10 protein-coding genes and 2 riboswitches are annotated in these 13276 nt (G+C 46.9%); of the genes, 1 reads left to right on the top strand and 9 read right to left on the bottom strand.

Features of this window, described 5'->3' with window-relative positions:
- Positions 1-161: 161 nt before the first annotated feature.
- The 8 genes from gcvP to KDM92_RS17490 form a co-directional block, all read right to left on the bottom strand.
- Positions 162-3041: an aminomethyl-transferring glycine dehydrogenase gene (gene gcvP / locus KDM92_RS17525; protein WP_212685672.1), complete on the bottom strand. Its 2880-nt coding sequence runs from the start codon at positions 3039-3041 to the stop codon at positions 162-164.
- A gap of 241 nt (positions 3042-3282) precedes the next feature.
- Positions 3283-3660: a glycine cleavage system protein GcvH gene (gene gcvH / locus KDM92_RS17520; RefSeq protein ID WP_189346712.1), complete on the bottom strand. Its 378-nt coding sequence runs from the start codon at positions 3658-3660 to the stop codon at positions 3283-3285.
- Positions 3661-3793: 133 nt separating this feature from the next.
- The gene (gene gcvT / locus KDM92_RS17515) at positions 3794-4918 is read right to left on the bottom strand and encodes a glycine cleavage system aminomethyltransferase GcvT (RefSeq protein WP_212685671.1); all 1125 of its coding nucleotides are present in this window, start codon (positions 4916-4918) and stop codon (positions 3794-3796) included.
- A gap of 82 nt (positions 4919-5000) precedes the next feature.
- Positions 5001-5126: riboswitch (glycine riboswitch) on the bottom strand.
- Positions 5127-5137: 11 nt separating this feature from the next.
- Positions 5138-5243: riboswitch (glycine riboswitch) on the bottom strand.
- Between the two features lie 151 nt (positions 5244-5394).
- Positions 5395-7080, bottom strand: coding sequence for a M14 family zinc carboxypeptidase (locus tag KDM92_RS17510; RefSeq protein ID WP_212685670.1), 1686 nt, complete (start codon positions 7078-7080; stop codon positions 5395-5397).
- A 138-nt stretch (positions 7081-7218) separates the two neighbouring features.
- Complete coding sequence (locus KDM92_RS17505; protein ID WP_230408414.1) at positions 7219-8373, bottom strand: M28 family peptidase; 1155 nt, start codon at positions 8371-8373, stop codon at positions 7219-7221.
- A gap of 256 nt (positions 8374-8629) precedes the next feature.
- Positions 8630-10867 (bottom strand): RelA/SpoT family protein, encoded by a 2238-nt coding sequence (locus tag KDM92_RS17500; protein WP_212685669.1) that lies wholly within the window; start codon positions 10865-10867, stop codon positions 8630-8632.
- Positions 10868-10890: 23 nt separating this feature from the next.
- Positions 10891-11235 carry a RidA family protein gene (locus KDM92_RS17495; RefSeq protein WP_212685668.1) on the bottom strand — a complete coding sequence of 115 codons (345 nt, stop codon included), beginning with the start codon at positions 11233-11235 and terminating at the stop codon, positions 10891-10893.
- A gap of 55 nt (positions 11236-11290) precedes the next feature.
- Positions 11291-12154 (bottom strand): alpha/beta fold hydrolase, encoded by an 864-nt coding sequence (locus KDM92_RS17490; protein ID WP_212685667.1) that lies wholly within the window; start codon positions 12152-12154, stop codon positions 11291-11293.
- Between the two features lie 117 nt (positions 12155-12271).
- Here KDM92_RS17490 and KDM92_RS17485 point away from each other — a divergent pair, with 117 nt between their 5' ends.
- A complete protein-coding gene (locus KDM92_RS17485; protein ID WP_212685666.1) occupies positions 12272-13066 on the top strand; it encodes a 3-hydroxybutyrate dehydrogenase in 795 nt (264 codons plus the stop codon).
- A 118-nt stretch (positions 13067-13184) separates the two neighbouring features.
- Here KDM92_RS17485 and KDM92_RS17480 read toward each other — a convergent pair.
- Positions 13185-13276, bottom strand: a 92-nt coding sequence (locus KDM92_RS17480; RefSeq protein WP_212683795.1) for an IS3 family transposase, incomplete at its 5' end; no start/stop codon positions are given.

Raw genomic sequence — 13276 nt, 5'->3', positions numbered from 1 at the left:
GATAGGAATCTTGGAAAAGCTTATTTAACAAGGGTTTCCAAGGCATGGCATTTACAACTTAAATCACCATAAAAAAAGGACATGCAAACCTCACATGTCCTCTTTGCCAACTTCTTATGTGTATTTAGTACATAAGCGAGTCGTAATTTCTACTACCTTTTTTACTCGTAATCGCTCATCGGTACACAAGCGCAGAACAAGTTGCGATCACCGTAGACGTTATCAGCACGACCTACTGGTGCCCAGTATTTTTGCTTACGCAAAGCTGGGACTGGATAAGCTGCCACTTCGCGGCCATAGGCATGATTCCATTCATTAGCAACCAATACTTCTGCAGTATGCGGTGCATTTTTAAGTGGATTGTCTTTAGCATCGAATTCGCCACTCGCTACTTTAGCGATTTCTTCACGAATCGTGATCATCGCGTCGATGAAACGATCCAACTCAGCTTGTGATTCGCTTTCTGTTGGCTCAATCATCAATGTGCCTGGTACTGGGAAGCTCATGGTTGGCGCGTGGAAGCCGAAGTCGATCAAACGCTTGGCCACGTCTTCATTGGAGATGCCTGTTGCATCGGTCAATGGGCGCAAATCCAAAATACATTCATGCGCAACCAAGCCATCGTGGCCTGTGTACAGCACGGGATAATGTGGCGCCAAACGCTTCGCGATGTAGTTCGCTGCCAAAATCGCTGTTTCTGTCGCGGCTTTCAAGCCCTCTGCACCCATCATGGCGATATACATCCATGAGATCGGCAAAATGGAGGCAGAACCAAATGGTGCCGCGCTCACAGCAGAGATACCAGATTCGCTACGGACATAACCATTAGAGCGTTGATTCGGCAAGAATTTTGCCAAGTGTGCGCCAACTGCAACTGGACCAACACCTGGTCCACCACCACCGTGTGGAATACAGAAAGTTTTATGCAAGTTCAAGTGACTAACGTCGCCACCGAATTTACCTGGAGCCGCTACGCCGACCAACGCATTCATATTCGCGCCGTCAACATACACTTGACCGCCGTGTGCATGAACGATTTCGCACAAAGTTTGAATGCCTTCTTCAAACACACCGTGCGTGGATGGGTAAGTTACCATCGCTGCTGCCAAGTTGGCACTGTGTTTTTCAGCTTTCGCTTTCAAATCAGCCAAATCAACGTTTCCGTTGTCATCGCAAGCTACCACAACCACTTCCATGCCAACCATCGATGCGGAAGCTGGGTTAGTACCGTGTGCAGAAGATGGGATCAAGCAAATATTACGATGACCTTCACCGCGAGATTGGTGATAAGCCTGAATCACTAACAAACCTGCGTACTCACCTTGTGAACCCGCATTAGGTTGCAGAGATACTGCATCGTAACCTGTCGCTGCACACAACATCGCTTCTAACTGATCAATCATTTCGCGATAGCCGATGGTTTGATCGTTTGGTGCGAATGGGTGAATGTTCGAAAACTCTGGCCATGTCACTGGAATCATTTCAGACGTTGCATTCAGCTTCATCGTGCATGAACCGAGCGGGATCATAGTGCGATCGAGCGCCAAGTCTTTATCCGCCAAGCTGCGCAGGTAACGCAGCATTTCATGTTCTGCGTGGTAACGGTTAAACGTTGGATGCGTCAAGTAGCTTGTTGTACGTGCCAATGCTGCTGGGAAGGCATTGGCCACACTTGCTTCAGTCGCGTCAAATGCTGGAGCTGCTTTGCCTTGACCGAGGATAGCCCACAAAGCTTCAACGTCTGCACGTGTTGTGGTCTCATCCAAAGACACGCCAACTTGTGTCGCACTGATCTGACGCAAGTTATAACCTGCCGCTTGCGCTGCTGCATGTACCGCTGCGGCATCAGCAACATTGATTGTCAATGTATCGAAGAAAGAGCTGTTAGCGATCGCAACGCCCATTTGTTTCAAACCAGCAGCCAAAGTGCCAGTCAAACGGTGTGTACGTTGTGCGATTTGTTTCAAACCTGCTGGGCCGTGATAGACCGCGTACATCGACGCAATCACTGCTAACAATACTTGCGCTGTACAGATGTTGGAAGTCGCTTTTTCGCGGCGGATATGTTGCTCGCGTGTTTGCAACGCCAAACGGTAAGCTTGCTTACCTTGCGCATCGACAGTCACACCGACCAAGCGACCTGGCATAGAACGTTTGAATGCGTCTTTAGTGCCCATGTAACCAGCGTGTGGACCACCGAAACCGAGCGGCACACCAAAGCGTTGGCTGTTACCGACGACAACGTCAGCACCCCAAGTACCTGGCGCTTCGATTAAGGTCAATGCCAACAAATCAGCTGCAGCGATCACCATCGCGCCTTTCGCATGGACAGCAGCTGTGAATTCGCGGTAGTCGCGGATTTCACCGTCGACACTTGGGTATTGCAAGAGTACGCCGAAGCATTCGTTTTCGATCGCTTCATTGCCTGTCAAGGTTCGCACTTCTATGCCCAAAGGTTTAGCACGTGTTTCGATGATTTCACGTGTCTGCGGCAAGACGTCATGCGCTACATAGAACACGTTAGAGTTTGATTTACCAACACGTTGGATCAAGGTCATCGCTTCGGCAGCGGCTGTACCTTCGTCGAGCATAGACGCATTCGCGATGTCCATGCCTGTCATGTCCATGATGACTTGTTGGAAGTTCAAAATCGCTTCTAAGCGACCTTGAGAAATTTCTGGTTGGTATGGCGTGTAAGCCGTGTACCAAGCTGGATTTTCAAAAATATTACGCAAAATCACGCCTGGCGTGTGCGTGTTGTAATAGCCTTGGCCGATGAAAGACTTGAGCACTTTATTTTTGCTCGCCAATGCCTTCAATGTTGCCAAAGCTTCGGTTTCAGATTTTGCTTCTGTGAATTGCGCCAAAGGCAAAACATTTTTACGACGGATATTCGCTGGAACAATCGCATCGATCAAAGCGGTACGATCCGCATAGCCCAACACTTTGAGCATAGCAGCTTGTTCTGCTTCTGATGGGCCGATATGACGGGCGATAAAGGCATCATGTGCCTCAAGTTGGGAAAGGCTAGTACGTGTCATGGTATTTTTGGGGTAGTAAAACAAAATTCAACGATTGGGAGCAGCCGTCCGTTAGGACTGTGGCTTTATCCCCTCTCCCGCAAGCGGGAGAGGGTTAGGGTGAGGGAGGTTTAATAAATATAAATGAATAACGAGGAAGTTCTAAAATCAAACGCTAGCATCTCATTCATGGACAACCCACAAATAAACACCGCCCTCACCCCTGCCCCTCTCCCGCTTACGGGAGAGGGGTATTCAAAACTCAACCAATATTTTTTGCGTACGCTTCTGCAGACATCAACGCATCAACATCTGCTGCATTTGCTGGCTTCAATTTGAACAACCAAGCGTCAAATGCGCCGGTGTTGATAGAAGCAGGTTCATCCACAACTGCGTCATTTACCGCAACAACTTCACCAGCCACTGGTGCGTATACGTCGCCAGCTGCTTTAACAGATTCGATTACGCAGCAATCTTTACCAGCCGCCAAGCTTGCACCGACTTTTGGCAAGTCCACGAAAACGATATCGCCCAGTGCGTCTTGTGCGAAGTCTGTAATGCCAACGGAAACTGTGCCGTCTGCTTCAACGCGTACCCATTCGTGGGATTCTGTGTATTTACGATCTGCTGGAATTGTCATATTGTTCTCCAAAAAATTTGAATTGATTATCTATAAAAGCAAAAAACGAAAACCTTTGCCGCAGAGGAGCAGAGATCGCAGAGAAATACTTCAAAAAACTCTGCGTACTCAGCGCCTCTGCGGCAAAAAATAATTAAGCCACCAAAACCTTACCGTTACGCACAAACGGCAGTTTCACCACTGTTGCTGCTAATTGTTTATCACGAATCTGTACATGCACTGTGTCACCAATCGCTACACCCATCGGCAAACGAGCCAATGCAATCGCTTCTTGCATAGTTGGGCTGAAAGTACCGCTAGTGATTTCGCCATCACCATGTGGAGTAACGACTTTTTGATGAGCGCGCAAAATGCCGCCTTTTTCACGCAAAATCAAACCTAGGAATTGCTGTGTTTGACCCTGTTCTTGCAAAGCTTTTTTGCCGACGAAATCACGATCTGCGACCAGATCAATCGTCCATGCTAAACCAGCGTTTAATGGATTGACTGTTTCATCCATATCTTGGCCGTACAAATTCATACCCGCTTCTAAACGCAAAGTATCACGTGCACCCAAGCCTGCTGGCTTAACTCCAGCGGCTGCCAAGGCATTCCACAAATCAGTGATGCGTTCTGCGGAAACTGCGATTTCAAAACCGTCTTCACCTGTATAACCAGTGCGCGCCACCATCACCTCACCGAAGGAAGTGTTGTCAACGATCACAGCATTAAATGGTTTCATTTCTGCGCTGGCAGCTTTGGTTTCTGGCAAAACTTCCCAAGCTTTTGCACGTGCGTTTGGACCTTGCACCGCGATCAAACCATATGCATTTGCGCCATCGCGACGCTGCGTGATAGTAATACCTGCATTGGTTGCTGCATTGTGCGCGTTCATCCATGCGACGTCTTTTTCCGCTGTGCCTGCATTGACGACCAAACGGAACCAAGTTTCATTCATGAAGTAGATGATCAAATCGTCGATCACTGTGCCTTCTGGCTTTAACATCGCTGAATACAGCGCTTTGCCAGAAACTTGTAATTTGTCGACATTGTTAGCAACCAGGCCGCGCAAGAAACTGCGAACATTCTCGCCTTTGAGATCAACCACGCACATGTGAGATACGTCGAACATGCCAACGTCAGTGCGGACTGCGTGATGTTCTTCGATTTGGGAGCCGTAGTTCACCGGCATATCCCAACCGCCGAAATCAACCATCTTCGCGCCGGCTGCACGGTGTGCTGCGTTCAAGGGAGTTACTTTAAGAGTTGCTTGCGTCATGTGAGTGCCTCAGTACCAAGATTGGACATAAAAAAGGGACGAAACCGCATACGAATAATTCATTCGCATCGCTGTTGCTTCGTTTTACCCCTCTGTCCTGGTACCTGAGAGATTACGAGAAGTCATCACTGAACAATTCTCGTCGCACCTTCGGTGGGTAGTTCAGCGTGAATATTTTGCGCTGCTACCGCTCTCCAGAGTAGGGGAGTTTTCACACCACCCCGCTGATCGGTCCTTTTGCCTGAGAGTTTGTTGGGTATTAGCCCCTTCGGCGGCGATTTGCTCTGTTTGCTTTCTGAGCCACGCTCTCTCCCGATCAAGTGCCGCGATTATAACCCGAAACCTTAGGGTCATTTCTTCTCACGGCACTTTTTTTCACATTTTATTGCGTAATAAAGTGTCAATTGTCTTATGCAAATTAGCGTAAAAACGCGCTTATTTTGTTAGAAGCTAATCAAGCTGGATCATCAATAAAGCTACTCCTGCACGCGCTCTGGTTTTCCAGCAGCGCTCTCACTTGTATAATTCGCAGCCGCGCTACCAACTGCCAAAATTGGTTGACGTGGTGGCTCGCCCCACATACCTTTCCCACGTGCATAATACGCATGCAAATAGCCCCAATAGACAAGTCCATCAGCGCTGCGCGGGTCTAGTAAGTAAAAACCTAAACGACCCAAAGGCTGATTCAAAGGCACGTAAATCGCTTTATCCAGTGTCTCATTGGACCAAGCATAACCCGCGCGTTTTTCTGGCATTTGCTCTTTCCATTGTCCCTTAATTTGCGCCGTAAAAACACCTTGGAAAGTATCTTTTGCAATATTGCGCTCCGTTTCGTGAAAATACATCAAGGCCTCTCCCCTAGGACGGGCCGAACCTGGCAACACGTTCAAACCATGCGCTTCCAAAATCGGGCGTAACTTTTCGGCATAAGCAGGATCAACTAGATAACCTTGCGGCACACGAATTTCATCAACGGCTTTGAACGCGACATACGCGGGTAAATCCATTTTCGTGCGGGACTTCTCTCCAATAATTTGGCCGTTAGCATCTTTGATCGGATCAACCACTTCAAAAGTATACGTCTCGGCAAGCGTCATTTCGGTGCGCAATGGCAAACGCGCATCATTGATTTTCCATTGATCTGCCCAACGTGTTTTCGCAGCCATTTGTTCGCGCTTTACTTGCTCTTTATTCGCCGCCAACCAGCGCAACAGCTCGACCACATATAAGCGATTATCTTCAATCCGCTCTTTAAAACTACGATACACATACGACTCCACCAATACACCTAGTGCATATTGCAGCGTTGGATAATTACTCACTAAATTCGGCGAAGAAAATGCAGATTCCCACCCAACAATTTTTTTGTCTTTATCGAAGCGAAAATTTCCATAGTCGTAGGTTGGCATTCCCTGTTTAAGCATCATCGCTCTTACATCAGTCAACATTCTTCGATTCAAACCTTGTAATGGTGCATCGCCTCCAGTCGCCCACGCTGGTTCATAAGTAATATGAAAGCCGTGATAACTACCATTGGTTGTATGCAAATCAAAAACCGCAGCAGGCTGAAAATCCTGATACATCGCCAACATCCAACGCGTGTTTGCAGCAGCGGCCTTCATCATGTCGCGATTTAAATCGATGCCAAACACATTTTCACGCGGACCAACGCCGCCGGCTGGATTGGGTTGATGGCGACGGTTTAGCGGATCTTGCGCATCAGCGCCATCGGCGTTGTAGGTCGGTAAGGTAACGATTTCTATCGATTGACGAATTTCTGGATATTTTCCTTGGATTAATTCACGCAAAATAATTTGCATCGCATCTTTACCCTCCACCTCGCCGGCATGAATACCAGCGTTGATGTAAACGCGCAAAGGATCTTTACCGGTCGCCGCCAAACGCCAAGCATTCAATGGCTGCCCAGTTTCCGTCGTTCGTGGCGCATTTTTGGGTTGATAGGGTTTCAAAGCTTTATCTTTTTTTTGTAGCGCCGACATAAATTGCGCCACATCAGCGACCGAGCTGGTCGTTTGATAATTATTTATTTCAAAGCGTGCTTGTGGCCAAGTAGAGTCGTGAGATTTATCACTCGCCTGCGCTAATCCAACGATGCTGACTAAGGTGATGAGAACGATTGTAGATTTCTTGATTGATTTCATTTTTATGAGTGCGTTATGAGTGCGGTTAGCGATACTAGTTAATTTTCAATTTCGGAAGCCAAAAAGTAAAAAAACGACCTGAGCAAACGCTTACCCAGGTCGTTATCGATCATGCTCGCAAATTATTGCTAGTTAAATTTACTTGTTAGGATTGCGTTGTTTCCAAGCCTCTAAGTATTTCGCGGCCTTTGGATTTTTATCATCCCATTTAGGAATCGCTGGGCTATTCGCAATTTGCTCAACCGCAACCGCTACAGCACGATTCACCTTTACCATATTGTCGTAGTCAATCTTATGTGCTTCGTCACCTGGACGATGGTAATCGGGGAAAGCATAGGCAACGCTAATCGTATGCGCAGGAATCCCTTGCTCTGCTAAAGACTTGTTATCGCTTGCACCGAAATAATTATCGCTATTTACCGGATGTTTCCAGACATTGATCCCTGTTTTATCGCCAGCTTGTTTGATAATTGCGCCAACATCAGAGAAATCAAATCCGGTAACACCCAAAGAAGCCACTTGCGGCCCTTCAGAATCATCAGTACGACCAACTTGTTCGATGTTAATCCCGGCAATCGTTTTCTCGATAGGGAAGACTGGATTTTTCCCATAATAGCGTGAGCCGACCAAGCCTTTTTCTTCACCGAAGAAAGTCATAAAAACGATACTGCGTTTTGGTCGCTCTTTCATGCTGGCAAAAACTTTAGCCAATTCGATCACCGAAACCGTGCCACTTGCATCATCGTTTGCACCGTTAAAAATCTTATCGCCAACTTCATTTGCCTTGATACCAACGTGATCGTAATGCGCTGTGACTAATACATAGCTATCGCGCAATACTGGATCAGATCCGCGCAATACGCCAATCACATTTCTTACTATCGTCGGTGTTGTAGGCTCTGCCTCTGCTGGAGGCACTGGCGCACCAGGACGACGACGAATTTCTTTCTTCAACACATTCCAATCAGCAGTTTGAAAGTAGCCATCATTGCCAACCGCTTCTAGTCCAATCGCACGAAATTGTGCTGCGATGTATTCGGCAGCCAAGTCCAAACCACGTGAAGGTGTATCACGCCCTTCTAGCAAATCAGAAGCCAAAAATGTCAAATGACCGCGCATAGAATCAGCAGAAATACGATCGACTGTTGCTTGCATTGCGGCTGAGATAGCAGGTGCCTTCTTCGATACAGTGGTCTCTTTTACCTGCGCAAAACTAACACTAGAAGCCATCAAACACTGTGACACCAATGCCGCGACACAAGCCAACTTCATCCGATTCATTTTCTTTTGCATTTCATCCCACTCCTTAATTTGAAGATCTCGCCATGTCTACTAAGCATCAATCTAAACACCAATACACCCTGCTTCTTACACAAACTAGCGATAATATTTTTTTATCAGATCAATAAAACGACTATTCAGAGCAAGAAACTGCGAATAAGTTCCAATGGACAGAAAAACTTTTACACTCACACCCATAATACTTACGAAATAAGAATTCCGCACCGCTATGCACGCATGTAATTGGGCTCCTAACTACTCAGGCGAATCAAGCGCGACGTACTTCTTGCACACCACCGACTTCACGAATGACCGTCAATGCTTTCTGCAATTGGCTGGTTCCATTGATCTCCGCAGTGAAGGACATTTTTGCCTGCCCTTTCGCGCTTTGCGTGTTAACTCCGATCACATTAATTTTCTCGCGCGAAAACACTTCGGAGATATCTCTCAACAAGCCTTGTCGATCTTGCGCCATCACAAAGATATCCACTGGATAGACCGTATCCTTACCGCCATCTCCCCAGGTAGTTTGTATCACGCGCTCTGGTGCCTTATTACGCATCTCGGCAAAGTTTTTGCAACTTAATCGATGGATAGAAACACCTTTTCCACGCGTTACAAAACCCACAATATCATCTGGCGGTGCAGGCTTACAGCAGCGCGCCAATTGCGTCATCAAACCGTCCGTACCAACAACCAAAACCCCTGATTTTGCTCCATGCGCGACGCTTGATGAACGAATTTTTCCCGAGATAATAAATTCAGGACTAGCCTCCACCACGGGATCGTCACGTAGCGCAGCCTCAACCTGCCGCAGACTGAATTCTTCCTTACCCACAGCCAAAAATAAATCATCGAGGCTTGCGAAGCTCAACTTGCGAGCCAGCTCCTCTAAATTCACCGAGGTTTTACCCTCTCTTTGCAGCGTTTTTTCTATCATGCCGCGACCGGTGGAGAGCGTAATCTCTTGATCAATCGCATTGAACCAAGCACGAATCTTACTGCGCGTGCGAGTACCGACAGAATATTCCGGCGTCAACCAATCACGTGATGGTCCAGTTTGAATCGAACCAATTTTGAGCGTGATGATTTCAACAGTCTGACCATTTTTCAACTTCGTGTTCAAGGGCACCATCACACCATCAACACGCGCACCGCGACAACGATGGCCGACATCCGTATGCAGCTGATAAGCAAAATCAACAGGGGTCGCGCCGGTAGGCAATTCAATTACGCGCGCTTGCGGGGTCAGCACATATATGCGGTCATCAAGCGTTGCAGCTTTGACTTTTTCGACCCATTCACGCTGCAATTGCTCTTGATCGACCACCACATCGGACACTTCATTTTTCCATGCCAGTAATTGTCTTAACCAAGCAATTTTTTCATCGTATTCTTGCGCTGAAAAATTCGAACCACCCGTTTCTTTGTAACGCCAATGGGCAGCTACGCCGAACTCTGAAAATTGGTGCATTTCTTTAGTACGTATTTGCACCTCCAGTGGTCGTCCATCTTCGACCACCACCACAGTGTGTAATGATTTATAGCCATTTGGCTTAGGACGCGAAATATAGTCATCGAATTCTTGAGGAATCGGCGTCCACAAATTATTTAAAATCCCCAAGACCGCATAGCAATCTTTAATATCATCAACAATCACACGAAATGCGCGGACGTCATATAGCTCATCGAAATCGACTCGCTTGCCTTTCATCTTTTTCCAGATGCTGTAGATATGCTTAGGGCGGCCACTCACTTCCGCCTTCACACCAACCGTCTTTAATTCGTGCTCCAAACGGGCAATCGCTGATACCACGAAGCTTTCGCGCTCGACGCGCTTCTCTTCTAGCATTTTGGCAATGCGCTTATACTGATCCGGCTCTAAAAAGCGAAACGAGAGATCCTCCAACTCCCATTTCAATTGCCATACACCCAGACGATTCGCCAACGGCGCATATAAATCCATGGTCTCACTTGCGTATTGCTGAGCAGCACCATCCTCGCGCTTGCATTCGGCAAAATAACGTAGCGTTGTCACGCGAGAAGCCAAACGTACCAACACAACGCGCATGTCGTTGGCCATCGCCAATACCATTTTGCGTAGCACTTCCATTTGCGACGCGGTACGCTCTGATTCGTCTTTACCTCGTCCGACATCATGCTGCGTTAATGTGGCTTCACGCAGCCGCATCAAACGGCGCACTCCCGCTACCAGTTCAGCAATGTCATTACCAAACTGTGCTTCAATTTTTTCTGACGCTAAAGGATTAATTTCCGTCAACTCGAACAGCAAACCAGCTATACGCGTATCCACATCGGTTTTCAACATCGCCAAAGTCGATGCCACACCGATTGCAAATTGCAAAGCATTTTGCTCTGTAACGATATTCCTAGCTTCAAAAAATGGCGTAACGAATTCCAAGGCTTGCGAAACGCGTGCGGCATCGGCAGCCGACAATCCTTCGACTATTTGTGCCTCAGAAAGCGATGCAGATAGAGAGACCATATATTTTTACATTCAAATGCACATTACTTTTGCGCAGCAGTCACGACAATTTCAACCAACCAATCTGGATTCGCCAAAGCTGCTTGCACAGTGGCGCGTGGAGGCGCATTTCCTGGTGCAACCCAAGCATCCCATGCTTGATTCATACCAGCCATATTTACCATATCGGTGATAAATATCTGACACATCAAAATTCGCGATTTATCACTACCGGCTTCTTCCAATAACCGATCAATTTGCGCCAAAACATTATTGGTTTGCCCAACGATATCCTGACTCGTGTCCTCGGGAACCTGTCCCGCCAAATAGACCGTCTTATTAAAAATCGCAAACTCGGACAATCGTGGTCCCACATGAAAACGCTGCATCACACTCAAACTCCCATTCCCTAATCTGACTTAACTAAACTTAGTTCAAGTCATTTCAATTCAACAAAAAATCTCTAGCAATCGCAATTTGATCCGCATTGATGAAAGTAGGCGCATGACCAACACCAGGAATCTCAATCAATTGCGCACGTGGCCCACGAATTTGCATTTGCTGCGCAGTCTCAACGCTCAATAAATCCGATTCAGCACCACGTACTAATAAAGTCTCACAACGAATGGCATCATACGCAGCCCAAAGCATTTTTTCTCCGATCGCTGCGGCTTCCAAGGTGGTCGCTTGAACAGGCAGTGCCAAACCCAAATCATAATGTCGTATCCACTTACCTTCTGCATTCTGGCGCAGTACATCACGAGCGAGTTTTTCCCACTGTGCATCTGTGTGCAGCCCGAACGAACTAGACACCTCGCGAATAAATTGCACGCCTTGTTCAAACGTATCAAAACGTACGTCTTGTCCGATCAATTCGCCAATCCGTTTCAACCCATCGAATCGCAGACTGGGACCGACATCGTTCAATATCAATTTACGAATAGGATTGTCTTTCATCGACGCCAAGATCAGACCAATCAAACCGCCCATTGAAGTACCAAACCAATCTATGGTTTGCGGATTTAAGCGAGCGATTAAAGTCACCATATCACTGACGTACTGCGGTATTTGATATAGCTGAGGATTTGCCAAGCGATCTGAATAGCCGCGTCCCACAACATCAGGACAAATCACCCGATATTCATCCATCAAAGCCGATGCTAAAGCATCAAAATCATCGCCAACCCGCGTGATACCGTGCACGCAAATCAGCACTTTGGGATTCTGCGGGTCGCCCCATTCTTTATACGACATCCGGTGAAGACCTGCGGGAGAAAAACACTGCACAAATTGACGACGAACGGTCATATAAAAATTCTTTGTTGGATTAAGAAAGTAAGCTGCCATTTTACCGAGGGTTTAGCATAAAATCCTTTTGAACTTCTTTTTTCTCACACTATTTTTGATTTTTCTATAGGAAACAGCATGCAATCTCGATCACTCGTCGGAAAAACTGCCTTAGTCACTGGTTCAACTTCAGGAATCGGTTTGGGAATTGCCCGTTCACTAGCCGCAGAAGGTGCGAATATCTGTTTGAATGGCTTTGGCGATTTGCAAGAAATTGCTGCTTTACGTGCTGCGATCGAACATGAGTTTCAAGTCAAAACAATTTATTCAAACGCCGACATGACACAAACTAGTCAAATCGCTGAGATGATGACGCAAGCACAAAACGAATTTGGTGGCGTCGACATTCTCGTCAATAATGCGGGGATTCAACATGTGGCGGCAATTGAAGATTTTCCTGTTGAAAAATGGGATGCCATCATCGCTATCAATTTAAGCTCAGCTTTTCATACGACGCGACTCGCTTTGCCTTCTATGCGTGCAAAAAATTGGGGCAGAATTATCAATGTCGCCTCGGTACACGGCTTGGTCGCATCAGCGCAAAAATCGGCTTATGTCGCAGCCAAACATGGCTTAGTCGGTTTCACCAAAACCACAGCCTTAGAAACCGCAGATAGCGCAATCACCTGCAATGCGATCTGCCCAGGTTTTGTGCTAACACCGCTGGTTCAAAAACAAGTTGATGCGCGTGCCGAGCGCGACAACATCAGCAATGAAGAAGCGAAGAAATCACTACTCTCTGAAAAACAGCCATCGGGTGAATTCGTCACACCAGAACAATTAGGTGCACTAGCAGTATTTTTCTGCAGTGATGCAGCAACACAGATTCGTGGTGTTGCTTGGAATATGGATGGTGGCTGGGTCGCGCAATAAAGATTTGCGGATTGCATCGATTCAATCGATCATCCGTAGAAATAATTGTTGGTAGCATCCTTAGTAGAAAAAAAGCCTGAGGAATGAAGTGACCCCAAATAGTTGGACAGTTTGTTAGTTATGCATAGGAGGGCTGATTTCTGTATTGAACAGGACTCAGCCCTTTTAGTTTTAGTTTGATTCGCTCATGATTATAGTAGTGAATGTATT

Source organism: Affinundibacterium baiyunense (assembly GCF_018139645.1).
Classification (GTDB): domain Bacteria; phylum Pseudomonadota; class Gammaproteobacteria; order Burkholderiales; family Burkholderiaceae_D; genus Undibacterium; species Undibacterium baiyunense.
Note: the sequence above shows the minus strand (reverse complement) of the source record. Positions and strands in the feature narration are given on the sequence as shown.

Coding starts and splice junctions, on each gene's coding strand:
- gcvP (WP_212685672.1), bottom strand. CDS start 3,041: ATGACACGTACTAGCCTTTCCCAACTTGAGGCACATGATGCCTTTATC.
- gcvH (WP_189346712.1), bottom strand. CDS start 3,660: ATGACAATTCCAGCAGATCGTAAATACACAGAATCCCACGAATGGGTA.
- gcvT (WP_212685671.1), bottom strand. CDS start 4,918: ATGACGCAAGCAACTCTTAAAGTAACTCCCTTGAACGCAGCACACCGT.
- KDM92_RS17510 (WP_212685670.1), bottom strand. CDS start 7,080: ATGAAATCAATCAAGAAATCTACAATCGTTCTCATCACCTTAGTCAGC.
- KDM92_RS17505 (WP_230408414.1), bottom strand. CDS start 8,373: ATGCAAAAGAAAATGAATCGGATGAAGTTGGCTTGTGTCGCGGCATTG.
- KDM92_RS17500 (WP_212685669.1), bottom strand. CDS start 10,867: ATGGTCTCTCTATCTGCATCGCTTTCTGAGGCACAAATAGTCGAAGGA.
- KDM92_RS17495 (WP_212685668.1), bottom strand. CDS start 11,235: ATGCAGCGTTTTCATGTGGGACCACGATTGTCCGAGTTTGCGATTTTT.
- KDM92_RS17490 (WP_212685667.1), bottom strand. CDS start 12,154: ATGACCGTTCGTCGTCAATTTGTGCAGTGTTTTTCTCCCGCAGGTCTT.
- KDM92_RS17485 (WP_212685666.1), top strand. CDS start 12,272: ATGCAATCTCGATCACTCGTCGGAAAAACTGCCTTAGTCACTGGTTCA.